This window comes from Sorangium sp. So ce834 (assembly GCF_051521425.1).
GTDB lineage: Bacteria > Myxococcota_A > Polyangia > Polyangiales > Polyangiaceae > Sorangium > Sorangium cellulosum_D.
Map to the genome: position 1 here is coordinate 7,788,478 of NZ_CP150351.1, position 15,284 is coordinate 7,803,761.

The window sequence follows — 15,284 nt, forward strand, 5'->3', positions numbered from 1 at the left end:
AGGTGTCCAGTTCGTGTAAAGATTCGTCAAGAGCCTTTTGACCAGGCCTTACACAGCGCCGTGACGGCCGCGCTACAGTCGCCGACATGGCCGATCCGCCTCAGATCCTGGTCATCGACGACGACGCCGAGCTGTGCGAGCTCCTGGCCGAGCTGCTCGGTCAGGAGGGTTACGCGGTGGAGAGCGCGCGCGACGCCATCTCCGGCCTCGCGCGCGCGCAGGAGAAGCCGTTCACCCTCGTGGTGCTCGACGTGATGCTGCCCGGCCTCAACGGCTTCGAGGTGCTCACGCGGCTCCGGCAGAGCTCCCGGGTGCCGGTCCTGATGCTGACGGCCAGGGGCGAGGACGTCGACCGCATCGTCGGCCTGGAGATGGGCGCCGACGACTACCTGCCGAAGCCGTTCAACCCGCGCGAGCTCGTCGCCCGGGTGCGCGCGCTCCACCGCCGCGCCGCCCACGCCGCCGCGGCCGCGGCGGGGCCTGGCGCCGCCGAGGCGCAGAGCGTCCTCACGGTCGACGATCTCGAGGTGTTCCCCGCGGCGCGGCGGGTCCGGGTCCGCGGCGAGGAGGTCCGGCTCACGACGGCCGAGTACGACCTGCTCGAGGTCCTGGTGCGGCAGGCGGGCACGGTGGTCTCGCGCGAGGACCTCGCGCGGCGCGTCCTCGGCCGCCGCCTCGCGGCGTACGACCGCGGCATCGACATGCACGTCTCGAACCTCCGCCGCAAGCTCGGCCCCGGGCCGAGCGGCGGCGAGCGCATCAAGACGGTCCGCAACGCCGGCTACATCCTGGCCCGGGAGCGCCCGTGAGGCGCCTGCCCCGGAGGGCGCTCGTGAGGCGCCTCGGCCCCGGAGGGCGCGCGTGAAGAGCCTCTTCCTGCGCCTCCTGGTCTCGCTGTGGATCGCGATGGCGCTCCTCGTCGGGCTGTTCGCGGTGATCCACGGCTGGGCGTTCTCCGCCGAGTCGAGCTCGCTGCGCCGCCGCCTGAGCACGCGCAGCGTCGAGCTCCGGGCGGAGAGCGCGCTCTCCTGCGCGCGGGACGGGCTCTCCGGCTGCGAGCAGCGCCTCGCGCCGCTCGAGCCGCGGGATCAGCGCGTCGCGGTCTACCGGTCCGGCGCGCTCGTGAGCGGCGAGCCCATCGAGGGCGCGCCGCTCGTCGAGGAGAGGGCGCGGCGCTCGGCGGACGGCATCGCCGTCGAGGTGGGCGAGCGGGAGCTCGTCGCGGTCGTCCTGCGCCGCGACCCGTCCTTCGTGGCGGTCGCGACCGGTCCGGTCCGGTCGCCGTGGATGTTCTTCATCGTGCCGGAAACGTTGCCGCTCCGGCTCCTCGCGATCGTGGTCGTGACCGGGCTCGTCGCGGTGTTCCTCGCGCGCTACCTGTCCCGTCCGATCCACATCCTGCGCGGCGCCACGCAGCGGATGGCGGCGGGCGATCTCTCGGTCCGCGTCGCGCGGCGGCTCGCGGGCGCGGACGGCGAGACGCTGGCGCTCGGGCGGGACATGGACCGGATGGCCGAGCGCATCGAGGAGCTCCTGGAGACGCAGCGCCGGCTGCTCCGCGACGTCTCGCACGAGCTCCGGTCGCCGCTCGCGCGGCTCAACATCTCGCTCGAGCTCGTCCGCCGCCGGTCGCCGCCGGACGTGGAGCCGGCGTTCGACCGGATCGAGCGGGAGACGGAGCGGCTCAACGGGATGATCGGCGAGCTGCTCACGCTGAGCCGTCTGGAGTCGGCCCGGGGCATGGAGCGGCCCGAGCGGTTCGACCTGACGGCGCTGGTGGAGCAGCTGGTCGACGACGCCGCGCTCGAGGCGGAGCAGCAGGGGTGCTCGGTCGAGCTCGGGGCGCGCGACGCGTGCTCCCTGGACGGGAACGAGGAGCTGCTCCGGCGCGCGATCGAGAACGTGGTGCGCAACGCGGTGCGCTTCACCGAGGCGGGCACCACGGTCCGCATCGACCTCTCGTGCTCGGGCGGGGTCGCCGAGGTGCGCGTCCGCGATCGCGGGCCGGGCGTGCCCGAGGCGGCGCTCGGGGACATCTTCAAGCCGTTCTACCGGGTCGACGATCACCGGGCGCGCGGCGCGGGCGGCACGGGGATCGGGCTGGCGATCACGCAGCGGGCGGTGCTGCTGCACGGCGGCGAGGTCGAGGCGCGGAACGCCGAGGGCGGCGGGCTCGAGGTCGCGCTGCGGCTGCCGGTCGGCGCGGGGGCCTGAGCCGCAGGGCGGGCGGGATCGCAGGCCGGACGGAGGCCGCTTGCTCGTCCCCGGCGCCGGCGTAGGGCGATATGGCTCGATGGCGGACGATGGGTGGTCTCGTCGATCGGATCCTCGAGACCGCGGTTTCCATCCTGAAAGGCAGGCTCGGGCAGGCTCGATCCTTCTGTGGGATCGATGCCAATGCAACCTCGGAAGGTGATATTCGATCAAGCTTTCGGAGAACGGCCTTTCCGCCGCCTCTGCCCGGAGCATCGCGAGCATGTCGATCGAGACCACCCGCGCCTTCAACCACCTCGTTTCCCCGCACCTGGAGGACCCTTATCCCCTCTTCGAGGAGCTCCGGCGCGAGGTGCCGGTGGTGTTCAACCCGAGCTTCGGGATGTGGTTCGTCTCGCGCCACGACGACGTCGCGGCCGTGGTCAAGGATCCGGTGCGCTTCAGCTCGGCCCAGGTCCTCGCGCCGCTCCAGGAGCCCTCGCCCGCGGTGCTCGCGATCCTGGGCAAGGACCGGAGCGGCGTGTATCCGCTCCTGTCGAGCGATCCGCCGGTCCACACGCGCGTACGCAGCCTCGTGAGCAAGGCGTTCGCGGGGCCGCGCCTCGCGGCGAGGATGGAGCCGTCCATCCGCGCGATCACCGGCGAGCTCGTGGGCGGGTTCGAGAAGGACGGGCAGGCGGACCTGATGGCGCGCCTCGCCACGCCGCTGCCGATCCGCGTGACCAGCCAGCTCTTCGGGATCCCGCTCTCGGAGATGGATCGGGTCAAGCGGTGGTGCGACGACGAGACCATGTTCCTCATGGGTCTTCTGCCCGAGGAGCAGCGCGCGGAGCTGGCGCGCAGCATCGTCGCGTACCGCGATTTCCTGCGCGCGCTCGTCGAGGATCACCGGGCGAGCCCTCGCCCCGATCTGGTGACCGAGCTCATCGAGGCGCGCGCGGAGGGCGAGGGCCCGCTCGACACGCAGGAGCTCGTGGGCATGCTGTGCGTGCTGATCTTCGCGGCGCACCAGACCACGACGAACATGATCGGCAACACGCTCGTCTCGCTCCTGCGCGCGCCCGGCGCCTGGCAGACGCTGCGCGACCGGCCGGCGCTGATCCCCGGCGTGCTCGAGGAGGGCATGCGCTTCGACGCGCCCGTGCAGGGGATGACGCGGACCGTGACCGAGGACTGCCGGATCCGCGGCGTGGCCGTGCCGCGCGGCGCGCGGGTGTTCGTGCTGTTCGGATCCGCGAACCGGGACCTGCCCGGCGTGAACGACCCCGAGCGGTTCGAGCTCGAGCGCGCGGCCGGGCCGAACCTCGCGTTCGGTCGCGGCCCGCACTTCTGCGTCGGCGCGCAGCTCGCGCGCATGGAAGGCGCGATCGCGCTCGAGGAGCTGACGCGGCGCCTGCGGGGCGCGCGCCTCGCCGCAGACGCACGGCTCTCGTACATGCCCAACCTCGTGCACCGCGGTCCGGCCGCGCTGAACGTCGCGTGGGACGTGCCGACGTCCTGAGCGCTCCATCGCCACGTCCTTCCGCGAGGATGGACGGATCGACGGCGATGAGCCCGCAGCGGGGGAGCATCCGATAGCAGGCGAGTACGGAGATCGCGAGCACCGCGACGGCGAGCATCGCGGCAACGCTTCCGCGCCTCTCCGGACGCACTCCGAAGCGCAGCTCACGCGTTCCGTCATCCGCGCGTATGGTTGAGATTCGGCAGGCGCGCCGGCCCCTGCATCAACGCCTCGAGGCGCTGGACAGGAGGCATAAACCGGATGATTCCGAGCGCGATGACTATGAGAACAATATCCGCCGATGCGTGGCTTGCGGAGCAATCGGGGACAGCTATCCCTTCACTCTGCCAGAGCAACGATCGTTCGATGAACGATTTTTCGTCGGATGGAAGGTCTCTTCGATGTCGCTGCAATTCGCTCAATCGAAGCTAGTGGTCGCTCTGTCGGGCTTGGCCGCCGGCGCGCTCTTCGCCCCTCTCGTGGGGCGGGGGGTGCGTCCCCTGGTACGTCTGATCGTCAAAGGCGGCATTGTCGCGCAACGGGAGCTCCTGGTCATCGTCGAGGGACTCCGCGAGGAGCTTCAGGACATCGTCGCCGAGGCAAAGGCCGAGCTCGGTGATCTGTCCGAGTCGGCCGATGGCGAGGAGGCGCACGCCTCTCACCACGCCCACGCACGCGAGCGGGCAGGCGCGTGAGTCCCTCGGGTGCGGACGTGAGCCCTCCGGATACGAGGCGGAGCGCTCGCTTGCGACTGCGCTCGGCGCTCGGAGGGCGGATGCGGTGGGATGTGTCCGGCCTGAAGGACCATCCCCGCTATGCTGCCGCCGTCGAGAGCGCGCTGGAGCGAGAGCCGGGAATCAGAGAGGTCCACGCCAATCCAGTGACGGGGCGGCTGCTCCTGCACTACGACCGCGGGCTCCCCCGGATCGCCATCGAGGCGAAGCTCCGCGCCGCCCTCTCGTCTCCTCCGCTGGCTCACGAGGCATACCGGCGATGGCGGGAGCAGCGGGAGGTCGGGCGCGAGGCGCGGCACGGAGGCGAGCATCGCGGACACGAGGGCCACGAGCACGGGGATGTCTCCGTGCAGGTGCGCAACCTGGTCCTCGGCGGCTCGGTCCTCCTGGGCCTCGGCGTCAAGAGGCTCGCGTTCGGCGCCGGCGCGCTGGCGTCGAACCCGATCATCGGCGGCGTCAACATCGCGGCGACGTTGATCTCGGGGTACTCCTTCCTGAAGGGATGGTGGCGCTCGATCGCCGGCCAGACCGGGATGAACACCGACACGCTCGTCGGGTCGGCCACGATCGCCAGCCTCCTGCTGCGCGAGAACGTCACCGCGCTGACGGTGCTCTGGCTCCTCAACCTGGGCGAGTACCTGCAGGCGTTGACCCTGAAGCGCACGGAGCGAGCGATCCGCGATCTCCTCGACGTGCCCGACGAGGAGATCTGGCAGGTCGTCGGCGAGCAGGAGGTGCGCCGTCCGGTGGCCGAGCTCCAGCCCGGAGACCTGATCGCGGTCTACGCGGGCAAGCGCATCCCGGTCGATGGCGTCATCGTGGAGGGCCAGGGGACGATCAACGAGGCCCCCATCACCGGCGAGAGCATGCCCGTGATGAAGATGAGCGGAGATATCGTGTATGCCGGGACCGTGCTGCTGTCCGGCGGCCTGCGGGCGCGTGTGGAGCGGGTCGGCAGCGATACGGCCGTCGGGCGCCTCATCCAGCGCGTGGAGCAGGCGCGCGAGCTGCAGGCCCCTATCCATACCGTGGGCGAGGAGTTCTCCAGGCGCTTCGTCCCCGCCTCGTTCGCCCTGTCGATCGCTGTCCTCGCCCTGACGGGCGACGCGACCAGGGCGCTGACCATGCTGCTCATCGCGTGCCCTTGCGCGGCGGGGCTGGCCACGCCCACCGCCGTGAGCGCGGCGATCGGGAACGGCGCGCGGCGCGGTGTGCTCATCAAGGGCGGCACCCACCTCGAGGCCGCGGCGAGGCTTGACGCGATCGTCTTCGACAAGACGGGGACCCTGACACAGGGAATTCCCACGGTGCAGCGGGTGCTCTCGCTGGTGGACGACTACACCGCCGAGCAGGTCCTCTCGCTCGCGGCGACCGGCGAGCTGCACTCCCAGCATCCGCTGGCGCTGGCGGTGGTAGGCCACGCGGAGGAGCGCGAGCTCGTCGTCCAGCCCCACGACGCGTGTGAAATCCTGGTGGGTCGCGGGATGCGCGCGGACTGGCGGAACAACGTCGTGCTGGTGGGCAATCGCCGGCTCATGCAGCAGTTCGACATCGCGGTGTCCGCCGAGGCCGAGGCCCTTCACGCGAAGCACGCGGCCGAGGGCGAGACCGAGATGTACGTGGCCCACCAGGGTCGCCTCATCGGGCTGATCGGCGTGCGCGACAAGGTCCGCCCGGACGTGGCGTCGTCGCTGGCGCAGCTCCGCCGGGAAGGCGTGCGCCGGCTCGCGATGTTGACCGGGGACATGGAGGAGTCGGCCCGCGCGGTCGCCGGCGCCGTGGGAATCACGGAGTGGCGAGCCCAGCTGCTGCCCGAGCAGAAGTACGAATGGATCCGGCAGCTGAAGGCCGCGGGCCTCCGCGTCGCGATGGTGGGCGACGGCATCAATGACGCGCCGGCGCTCGCGCTGGCCGACGTGGGCATCGCCATGGGCACGGCCGGCTCCGACGTCGCCGTGGAAGCCGCGGACATCGCGCTGGCGGCCGACGACATCGCCGGCGTCGTCACGACGCTGCGCCTCAGCCGCCAGGCGCTCAAGGTGATCCGCCAGAACTATGGCGTCGCGCTGGGCGTCAACGCAGGGGGCCTGATGATCGGCGCGATGGGGGCGCTCAACCCGTTCATCGCGGCGGTGCTCCATAACCTGAGCACGATCCTCGTCGTGCTCAACTCGGCTCGCCTCATCGGCTACGAGCCGAAGCGGCCGGCCAGCGCGAGCGCAGCCGCCGCGCGGTCGGCGCGGCCCACGCGGGGCGGCGCGAGGCCCGCGCCCGGTGCGCAGGACGGCGAGCGCCGCGCCCCGCGCCCGGCTCGCGGCGCGGCCGCATCGACCCCCTGAGCGCCGATCGCGTCCCGCGTGGACGCAGGCGACCGAAAATCCCGAAAGCCGCGGACGCCGGAACGGCTCCCGAGCACGACTGCTGAACGCGAAGGACGCCCGGCGCAGATACTCCGGGCGAGATCGTGGAGCCGGAGCATGTTGTTGTTTGGAGTTGCGCTCGCGCTGTCTCTGGTGGGGCTCGCCCTCGGCCCGGCGCTCGTGGCGATGGGGCGCAGGCAGCCGATAATGTGCGCTGCGGTCGATCGGCTGACGCGCATCCTCGTCCCCCTCGTCGTACTCCTGTTGATGCTGCCTCACCTCTACGAGGAGATGGGGATCGGGGCCCTTCTTCTGGCAGCAGCGGGGTGCGCGGGTTTAGGGCTCGTCGAGCGCCTCTACCACGACGCGGATCAGCACGCCGACCACGCCGTCGTCGTGCCGGCGCTGATCGTGCACTCTCTGTCAGACGGAGGCACCCTGGCGCTGGCCCTCGCCGCAGACGGCGGCGCCGGACCGGCATTGCTCGGCGGCGCCCTCGTCCTTCATCGCCTGGGCGAGGGGCTGTTCCTGGCGACCACGCTCACGCCGGAGATCGGGTTTCGTCGCATGCTGTACCGCGTCGCCGCCGTCGCGGCTGCGACCGTGGTCGGAGCTCTGGCAGGCCAGGCGCTGCTCAGGAACCTGCCGGAAGCCCCGCTGAACGGCCTCGTCGCGATCGGGCTCGGCATGATGCTGCGGATCGTCCTCCATGGCCACCGCCGGTCGCCGAGCTGCGAGTCTCAGGACGGCTGACGGCAGGCGCCTCCGCGGTTCGTAGCGTCACGCAGGAGGAGGTCATCGAGCTCACGAGCACCGCAGCGTGTCCGCGATCTCGAACCGACCCGCCCCCCTCCGAGGCCACCGGCTTCGATCTCGAACCGACCCGCCCCCCTTCCGAGGCCACCGGCTTCGATCTCGAACCGACCCGCCCCCCTTCCGAGGCCACCGGCTTCGATCTCGAACCGACCCGCCCCCCTCGCGAGGCCGCCCGCTTCGATCTCGAACCGACCTACCCCCCCTCCCGAGGCCGCGCCGCCACGTCGCGACCTCTCCGCGCCCCCTCCCGAGGCCGCCCGCTTCGATCTCGAACCGACCCGCCCCCCCTTCCGAGGCCGCGCCGCCACGTCGCGACCTCTCCGCGCCCCCTCCCGAGGCCCCCCTTTTCGGTTCCGCACCTCTCCGGTCCCCCTCGCGAGGCGGCGCCGCCACGTCGCGACCTCTCCGCGCCCCCTCCCGAGGCCGCGCGCCTCGGTTCCGCACCGGCCCCCCAAGCCTCCCCAGCCCACGCCAGCACGCGACGACCCGACGACCGCGCCACGCCGCCCTCCCAAGCCCGCTCGCCTCATCGGAAGCGATTCACCATGGCTGCAAGAGTCCAGCGCACGCGCGAGCATCGCAAGAAACCAGCGCAGCCGCCGTCTTGACGCATTGGACAGCACGACTTTCCTTGCCCGCTCACCCGCAATGCCTCCTCGGGCATTGCCCGCATCACCCCATCAGGAGGTGTCTCTCATGCTGAAGCATCTGAATCTCGACGAGATGGTCGCGCTCCTCTCCCCTTGGGTCGACGATCCCAGGCAGCGCAAGCTGTTCCTGTCGATCCCCGAGATCGCGGCGCTCCACCCGCGGGTCGTGGAGGCCCACGAGGCCGTGGTCGCGGTCCAGCCGAGCGGCGGAGGCGGCGCGCCGTCGAAGCTGCGCGCGCTGGTGGACGAGAGCAACGAGGTCGATCGGTGCCACGACCACCTCGCCAGGGCCGTATCGTACGGTATCGACACGCGCCGCGAGCTCTGCCTCGCCGAGGAGCCGGCCGACGCCGCCCGCGCCGCGCAGTGCGATGCCGTGCAGAAGAAGCTGTTTCCCAATGGCCTCGCCATCCTCAACGCCTCGCCGCTCGCCGAGGCGGGCAATACCACCCGCATCGCCCGCCTCCTCGAGGACGAGCCCGAGATCGTCGACTTCCTGAAGTCCATCCCTGCCGGCGGCAGGGCGTCGCTGCTCGACGTCGTGAAGCGCTGGCTCGCCAAGGGCCGGGAGCTCCAGGCCCTCGAGCGCGCCCGCACGGAGATCGAGGCGACCCGGGCCACCACGCCCGTCAGCAAGACCACCATCCAGGCCGCGCGCAGCCAGTGGTTCAAGGTCGTGTCGCTCGTGCTCTCCAACCTCGAGGTGTCCCGCGCTCCGGCGCGAGATATCGAGATCATCCGCGGGCCCGTGCTCCGGGCCTCGGAGCGCGCGGGCAAGCGCTACCCGAGCGCCGCGCCCGAGGAGGCGCCGCTGGGCGACGCGGCGCAAGGCTCCGCCCTCGGGCCGAGCGAGGCCGAGCCGGGCGCGGCCGAGGTCGGCGGCGCCAGCGAGCTGCCCTGATCGATCGACCTCGGGTCGGATCCCGTCGCGCCCCCCAGCACGAGCGGATTCGCCCCTCGGAGCCCGCCGCCCTGAGCCGTTGTCGCAGCCCTGAGCCCAGCGCGGCCGGCTACGACCGACGCCGGAGGATGTGCTGGAGGAGCTGGCGGGAAATGCTCAGGAGCTGCGCCGCCTTTCGCCGGCTCCCGCCAGCGCGCGCGAGCGCCTCGTCGACCATGATGGCGCGGACCTGCTCCTCGATCTCCTGGATCGACGCCCGGCCCACCGCCGCGCGCACCTGGGGGCGGAGATCCGGGGGCCGAGTGAGCGCGTCATCGATGGAGCGCTCCAGCGCCTCCAGGCGCAGCGGCTTGGCGAGGAACGAGCGCACGCCCATCTGCGCGAGACGAAACGACACCGCCGGGCTCGCCGATCCGCTGATGGCCACGATCGTCGGCGCGACCGGATAGGCCATGGCCCGCTCCACGACGTCGACGGCATTGCCGTCGGGGAGCATCACGTCGGCGATGATCCCTTGAAATTCCCCGCCCGCGAGCGCGGCGTGGGCCTCGGCCACCGACGCGCAGGCGACGACCTCGACGCCGCGCGCCTCGAGGGCGTCGCGCAGCGCGCGCCTGAGCCTCACGTCGTCCTCGACCACCAGCCAGCGGGACATCGTGTGCTAGCGTGCCATCCCGTCGATGGGGGCGCATAGCGCGAAAGTGGCAGAGCAGGCGAGCCTCCCGGCGCCGCTGACCGGCGTTCAGCTCGACGCCCTCATCACGCGCGAGGCGCTGCGGGGCGAGCGCACCGCCTCGATCGCGCGGAGCGTCTTCTGCGCGGCCCTCCTCGCGCGCTTCGTCGCCCTCGGCGGCCTGACGCTGCCAGACTTTTACCCGCGCTCCGTCATCGAGGTGCCGCTGCTCCTCGGCGCGGTGGTCGCCTCGATGTACGTATGGCTGACGAGCCGGCGAATCGACGCGCCCTCCCGCCTGCTCCTCGTCTCGGTCGGCCTCGACGCGCTGCTGTGCTTCGTGGCCCTCCTGCCGAACGTCATCTGGCCGTGGGAGGGCTACCCGGGAATTTTGCAGACCCCCGACATCGCCGCGCTCTTGCTCACGGTTGTCGCGAGCGCATTCCGGCTCGTCCGCCGGGCCGTGCTCCTCGCGGCGGCGGCGAACGTGCTCTCCGCGCTCGTGCTCATCGCGCTCGATTTCGCGCTGAACGGCGGCCGCTTCGGGTACTGGACGGCGGCCTCGCTGTTCCTGATCCTGCTCCTCGCCGCCGTGTGCGCGGCGCTCCTCGTCACGACGCGCGCGCTCCGGGTCGTCGAGGTGGGGGCGAGCTCCGCGCTGCGCGCCGAGCGCGCGCAGCGGAACCTGAGCTTCGTCCTGCACGAGCACCACGACGTGAAGGCCTCGCTCTCCGCCGCCCTCATCGACACGGATCTCCTGCGGCGCGAGATCGCCCGGGGCGACTCCGCGAGCGCCGAGCGCATGCTGCGGAGGCTGGAGCAGCTCCGCGAGAGCATCGAGGAGGTCGCCTCGGCCATGGGGCACATCCGCGAGCGGACGATGCGCGAGCTCGACGCGCTGCGCGCGACGGCTCCCGCCGAGATCGGCGAGGCGGCGCGCGGCGCGCTCCGCGCCGTCCGGCGGCGCTACCAGGCGGTGAAGATCGACATCACGGCTCGCGCGGAGCGCACCGCGGTCCTCTTCGCGGGGGGGCACGACGTGCTGGAGCGCGTGCTCCTGAACCTCCTCGTCAACGCGTGCGAGGGGACCGGCGAGCGCGGCGCGTCCAGCGTGACGCTGGACGCGCGCCCGCTGGGCGGCGGACGGGTAGCCGTCGAGGTGAAGGACGACGGCCCGGGGTTCCACGACACGCCGAGCCCGAAGCCGGGCGGGTCCGGACAGGGGCTCGGCTTCGTGGTCGGCATGGTGGAGTCGAGCGGTGGGCTCGTCATGCGCGCCAACCTGCCGGAAGGCGGCGCGAAGGTCACGCTCGAGCTGCTCGAAGCGCCGGTGTGACGGCGGAGCGCGGCCGCGAGCGGCGGCAGCCGCGGAGTCGACGGTCCGATGGACGCGCGGGGGCGCGCGAGGGAATCACGCTGCCCGGGAGGAGCGGCGGGCTGTCCAGGGCGAGAGCGCGAGCGCCGCTCCGGCGCACGATGCGTATACAGGGCGGCAAGAAAATTTGCCCTTATCGTGCCGCTGGCCCTCCGGTACTTGCTGGCGCCAACGTGGATCCTCGCATGGGCTCCGCCGCTCGCAACCCTCTGGAGGATGATTCGGTATGAAGAGAACCGGCCCGATGGCAGGTCCTGCACTGGCGACAACCTGGATCGCGCTCGCCGCGGTCACGCTGACGCTCGCGGCCCCCGGCGCGGCGAGCGCGCAGGCGCGGCGCTCGCCGATCTTCGACTCCGCGCTGAACGCCCCCGGCCGACCGCTGCGCGGGTTCGTCGACCTCCACACCCACCCGATGGCGCACCTCGGCTTCGGGGGGCACGTGCTCCACGGCGCTCCCGACGTCGACGTGCTCATGGCGCCGGGGACAATCTACGACCCCAGCGGGCAAGGCACGTCGGGCGCCACGTGCAACGGGTCGATGCGGCGCGCCGCCAGCATCGCGGAGGCGCTGGGGACCAGCTACAGCACGCACCGAGGTCACGATTTCTTGAAGAACAAGTGCGGGAATCACGTCCGCCAGATCGTGCTCGGGGAGCTGGCGAAATCCCACGGCATCCGCTCGTTCCAGGTCGAGCGCCCCGTGGGCTATCCGACGTTCGCGCACTTCCCGGCGCACAACGATATCCTGCACCAGCAGATGTGGGTCGACTGGATCCGGCGCGCGAAGGAGGGTGGCCTCCGGGTGATGGTCGCGCTGGCCGTCAACAGCCGCACGCTCGCCCACGGCATCGAAGCAAACCCGCCCATCGACGACAGGGAGTCGGGCAATCTCCAGATCGCCGAGCTCGTCCGCTTCGTGGGCAAGCACGACACGTGGATGGAGATCGCGCGTTCATCCAGCGATCTCCGGCGCATCGTGGAGAAGAACAAGCTCGCGGTGATCGTCGGTGTCGAGCTGGACGACATCGGCAACTTCGTGTGGAACAAGACGGCGCCGACCGAGGCCCAGATCCGCGCGGAGATCAGGCGCCTGCACGGCCTCGGCGTGCGCTACGTGTTCCCGGTCCACCTCACCGACAACCTCTTCGGCGGCACCGCCGCCTACGAGGACGAGGTAGCGCGCGCCAACCGCTTCCAGACGGGGAAATGGTGGGACCTCGAGTGCTCCCGCGGAGAGGGCATCACGAAGCGCATCCGGTCGGGGAACGATCTGTTCAAGCTGATGAAGCTCGGCGATGCCGGCGGTCACATCCCGCTCCCGAGCTGTCAGCCGGGTGAAGGCCACAAGAACCGGCTGGGGCTCTTGCCCATGGGCCGCGTCGCCATCAACGAGATGATGAAGCTCGGGATGGTCATCGACATCGATCACATGTCCCAGAAGACGGTGGGCGACGTGCTCGCGTTCACCCGCTCGACGCCCGGCGGCGCGTATCCGCTCGCCTCGGGGCACAACGGGCTCCGCGGATCGAGCGGCAACGAGAACGGCCGGACCAACGCGCAGTACATGGAGATCGCCGCGCGCGGCGGGCTCGCGGGTGTCGGATTCGGCGACTCCGACGCCCGGAGCTTCCTGCGGAACGCAGCCGCCGTGGCGGCGATCGCGTCGGGCGGCAAGCCGCTCCAGATCACCCTCGGCTCGGACATCAACGGGATGGTCGTCATGCCGCGCTCTCCCGAGTGCCAGGCGCCCCGGGACCAGGTGGTGGCGGTGCCGGGCGACGCCTGGAGCCACCCGCCCGCGCAGCTCCGGTGCACGGGGGGCGAGATCGACGTGCGCTCCGCGCGCATCGGCTGCCTCGACATCCAGACCAGCGGCAACCTCACGGACCTCGTCGGCCGCGCCTGCAACGCCAGGACGTCCTGCTCTTACAAGGCGCCGTCTCCCGACGAATACGGCCGCGCCGGTGTCCGGGCCGCGACGCGCATGTTCTGTACGCAGGCCATGGAGATCGTGTACCGATGCGTCGATCCGGCCGCCGAGGCGTGCGTCGATTACTCCAGGTTCCCCAAGGCCCAGATGGGGGGCCGCTCGTGGGATTACAACGAGGAGGGGGTCGTCCACATCGGGCTCTTCCCGGACTTCCTCAAGCACATCGAGGCGCTCCCGGGCGGAGAGCAGCTCATCGATCGGCTCTACAACGGAGCCGAAGGCTTCGCGCAGATGTGGGCGAAGGCCGAGACGGTCGGCCGCTCCGTCCCCTGAGCCGACCACGCCCGTCCCGGAGCTCTAGCGACCCGACCGGGGTTGGCCTGTGGGGCGACCCTGGGTCGGGTCGGATCCCGTTTCGCCGCCAACCCGGGTAGGGTCCGGGTCCCGCCGCTACTGGCGCAGCCACGCCACGATGAACTTGGTCGTGTTCGCCCCCGGGTTGAACGCGTCGCCCTCGCGGATGCTCGCCGAGAAATTGATGGTCCGGGCCCCGGACTGGGATGCGCTATACCCCACAGCGCCGTTGTGGCCATCGATCTGCACGGTGATCGTACCGGGGACGATGTCCGTCGCGCTGACGAGCTGCGTGAAGCAGCCCCGCGTACCAGGCCAACCACTATTGCAGGTCACCGACGAGAGGGCGATCTGGAGCGCCTGCTCCGCCTCTCCCACGCCCTCATCGCTCAGGGCTTCATCGCTCAGGGCCTCATCGCTCAGGGCCTCATCGGCCTCCTGTGCGACGCAGCCCGCGAGCGCCATGGAAGAGAGGACGGCGATCACCATCTTCATGAGGAACCTCGTGCCTCGACCCTTCCCGCTCGACCGGGCTCGTCTGTCATCTCCGGGCCGGGCCACGGTGAGGTTATCCTGGGATCCGAGGAGTGTGCCTTCTTCGCCCTTGATATCGTGTGTCACGCGCTGCCTCCATTCATACTTCCGGCATCTGTCGCTCCAGCGGAGTGGCCGTGGTGAGCGTCTCGTCGGTGTCACGCGCTGCCCGCGCGCGGGCCCCGAGATCCGATGTGTCGCCGAACCATAGAGGCCAGGGATCCCCGCCAGGGTCAGCTACCGGTCGTGGTCTCTCTCATGCAGGTTGTAGCCAATGCAGGGCCTGTCACGAGGTGACTTTGTCCATGACGAGCGGCCCTCCGGGCGTCGCTGCGTCGCGGAGCTCGCGCGAGACCGTGCTTGGCAACGCGGTAGTAACGCATGGTCAGAGGCACGATAAGGGCAAATTTTCTTGCCCCACCTGGCCAATCTTCTTGCCCCCACCTGCATGCGCGCCGCGCGCCCAAGCGGCGCTTGCGTTCACGCCGTGGGCGGCTCGCCGCGCCTGGAAGACGACGCGATGCTCAGCCTCGCCGCCGGGGCTGCCCGGCGCGCCCAGACGGCCTGATCCCGGCGGCGGCTCGCGGCCGCGGCCGCGCGGCGACCGGGTGAGTCCAGGCTGGCCTCTCGGCGCGGGACGCGGTAGGAGGGCACCATGCTCAAGCACAACAGCTACTTCAACGGCGGCGTCCAGAGCGTCGGGTTCGAGCGCCACGGACGCCGGCAGACGGTGGGAGTCATCGACAGCGGCGAGTTCCATTTCTCGACCGAGGCGCCGGAGCGGATGACCGTCGTCGCGGGCGAGCTCGCCGTCCGCTTCGACGGCTCTCAGGAATGGCGCGTGTACCCGGCGGGGACGTCGTTCGAGGTGGCCGGCAAGAGCGGCTTCGACGTCAAGGCCGCGCAGCCCGCCGGGTACCTCTGCGAGTTCCTCTGAGCCGGGCGACCGCCGGCGCCGCGTAGCGAAGGCGGCGGTCCGAGGACCCGCCGGGACGCAGACGCCGAGAGACAGCAGAGAAGAGAGAAGGAACCACAGAGGCACAGAGGGCACAGAGGAGAGAGAAGAGAGGAGATAAAATATTTCTCTCTTCTCTTCCCTCTGTGCCCTCTGTGCCTCCGTGGTTCAAATTCTTCTCCATCACTTCGGCCCGAGCCCACCCCGCGCGACGGACACCCTCCCCGGGGGCCGGACGGCTCGGCAACACCCCCTCTCCCGCTGGAGCAAGGCGGTATCGCCGG

The 15,284-nt window shown here is 71.1% G+C and carries 12 protein-coding genes; 10 read left to right on the top strand and 2 right to left on the bottom strand.

Annotated elements, in window-relative coordinates:
- The first annotated feature begins 86 nt into the window (after positions 1-86).
- From WMF20_RS28040 to WMF20_RS28070, 7 genes are all read left to right on the top strand, one after another.
- Positions 87-809: a response regulator transcription factor gene (locus WMF20_RS28040; RefSeq protein ID WP_129577323.1), complete on the top strand. Its 723-nt coding sequence runs from the start codon at positions 87-89 to the stop codon at positions 807-809.
- 52 nt (positions 810-861) lie between these two features.
- Complete coding sequence (locus WMF20_RS28045; RefSeq protein ID WP_437604999.1) at positions 862-2,214, top strand: sensor histidine kinase; 1,353 nt, start codon at positions 862-864, stop codon at positions 2,212-2,214.
- Positions 2,215-2,476: 262 nt separating this feature from the next.
- Positions 2,477-3,715 (top strand): cytochrome P450, encoded by a 1,239-nt coding sequence (locus WMF20_RS28050; RefSeq protein ID WP_437605000.1) that lies wholly within the window; start codon positions 2,477-2,479, stop codon positions 3,713-3,715.
- A 188-nt stretch (positions 3,716-3,903) separates the two neighbouring features.
- Complete coding sequence (locus tag WMF20_RS28055; RefSeq protein WP_437605001.1) at positions 3,904-4,410, top strand: DUF5132 domain-containing protein; 507 nt, start codon at positions 3,904-3,906, stop codon at positions 4,408-4,410.
- Positions 4,411-4,490: 80 nt separating this feature from the next.
- Positions 4,491-6,788 (top strand): heavy metal translocating P-type ATPase, encoded by a 2,298-nt coding sequence (locus WMF20_RS28060; protein ID WP_437605003.1) that lies wholly within the window; start codon positions 4,491-4,493, stop codon positions 6,786-6,788.
- Positions 6,789-6,926: 138 nt separating this feature from the next.
- Positions 6,927-7,562 carry a hypothetical protein gene (locus tag WMF20_RS28065; RefSeq protein ID WP_437605004.1) on the top strand — a complete coding sequence of 212 codons (636 nt, stop codon included), beginning with the start codon at positions 6,927-6,929 and terminating at the stop codon, positions 7,560-7,562.
- Positions 7,563-8,321: 759 nt separating this feature from the next.
- Complete coding sequence (locus WMF20_RS28070) at positions 8,322-9,176, top strand: hypothetical protein (protein WP_437605006.1); 855 nt, start codon at positions 8,322-8,324, stop codon at positions 9,174-9,176.
- 109 nt (positions 9,177-9,285) lie between these two features.
- On the opposite strand, the gene WMF20_RS28075 is transcribed toward WMF20_RS28070, so the two are convergent.
- Entirely contained in the window at positions 9,286-9,831 is a 546-nt protein-coding gene (locus tag WMF20_RS28075; protein ID WP_437605007.1) for a response regulator, read from the bottom strand.
- Positions 9,832-9,877: 46 nt separating this feature from the next.
- On the opposite strand from WMF20_RS28075, the gene WMF20_RS28080 reads away from it, so the two are divergent.
- Positions 9,878-11,185, top strand: coding sequence for a sensor histidine kinase (locus WMF20_RS28080; RefSeq protein WP_437605008.1), 1,308 nt, complete (start codon positions 9,878-9,880; stop codon positions 11,183-11,185).
- A gap of 265 nt (positions 11,186-11,450) precedes the next feature.
- Positions 11,451-13,490, top strand: a complete 2,040-nt coding sequence (locus tag WMF20_RS28085; protein WP_437605010.1) for a membrane dipeptidase — start codon at positions 11,451-11,453, stop codon at positions 13,488-13,490.
- A 117-nt stretch (positions 13,491-13,607) separates the two neighbouring features.
- Here the strand turns inward: WMF20_RS28085 and WMF20_RS28090 are convergent, their stop codons facing one another.
- Positions 13,608-14,006: a hypothetical protein gene (locus WMF20_RS28090; protein WP_437605011.1), complete on the bottom strand. Its 399-nt coding sequence runs from the start codon at positions 14,004-14,006 to the stop codon at positions 13,608-13,610.
- Between the two features lie 694 nt (positions 14,007-14,700).
- Between WMF20_RS28090 and WMF20_RS28095 the strand changes: the two genes are divergently transcribed.
- On the top strand, positions 14,701-14,982 hold the full coding sequence (locus WMF20_RS28095; protein ID WP_437605012.1) for a pyrimidine/purine nucleoside phosphorylase: 282 nt from the start codon (positions 14,701-14,703) through the stop codon (positions 14,980-14,982).
- Positions 14,983-15,284 lie beyond the last annotated feature (302 nt).

Excerpts from the sequence above, each read along its gene's own strand:
- WMF20_RS28055 (WP_437605001.1), top strand. The coding sequence starts at position 3,904 with ATGGTTGAGATTCGGCAGGCGCGCCGGCCCCTGCATCAACGCCTCGAG.
- WMF20_RS28090 (WP_437605011.1), bottom strand. The coding sequence starts at position 14,006 with ATGAAGATGGTGATCGCCGTCCTCTCTTCCATGGCGCTCGCGGGCTGC.
- WMF20_RS28075 (WP_437605007.1), bottom strand. The coding sequence starts at position 9,831 with ATGTCCCGCTGGCTGGTGGTCGAGGACGACGTGAGGCTCAGGCGCGCG.
- WMF20_RS28085 (WP_437605010.1), top strand. The coding sequence starts at position 11,451 with ATGAAGAGAACCGGCCCGATGGCAGGTCCTGCACTGGCGACAACCTGG.
- WMF20_RS28050 (WP_437605000.1), top strand. The coding sequence starts at position 2,477 with ATGTCGATCGAGACCACCCGCGCCTTCAACCACCTCGTTTCCCCGCAC.
- WMF20_RS28060 (WP_437605003.1), top strand. The coding sequence starts at position 4,491 with ATGCGGTGGGATGTGTCCGGCCTGAAGGACCATCCCCGCTATGCTGCC.
- WMF20_RS28040 (WP_129577323.1), top strand. The coding sequence starts at position 87 with ATGGCCGATCCGCCTCAGATCCTGGTCATCGACGACGACGCCGAGCTG.
- WMF20_RS28095 (WP_437605012.1), top strand. The coding sequence starts at position 14,701 with ATGCTCAAGCACAACAGCTACTTCAACGGCGGCGTCCAGAGCGTCGGG.
- WMF20_RS28065 (WP_437605004.1), top strand. The coding sequence starts at position 6,927 with ATGTTGTTGTTTGGAGTTGCGCTCGCGCTGTCTCTGGTGGGGCTCGCC.
- WMF20_RS28070 (WP_437605006.1), top strand. The coding sequence starts at position 8,322 with ATGCTGAAGCATCTGAATCTCGACGAGATGGTCGCGCTCCTCTCCCCT.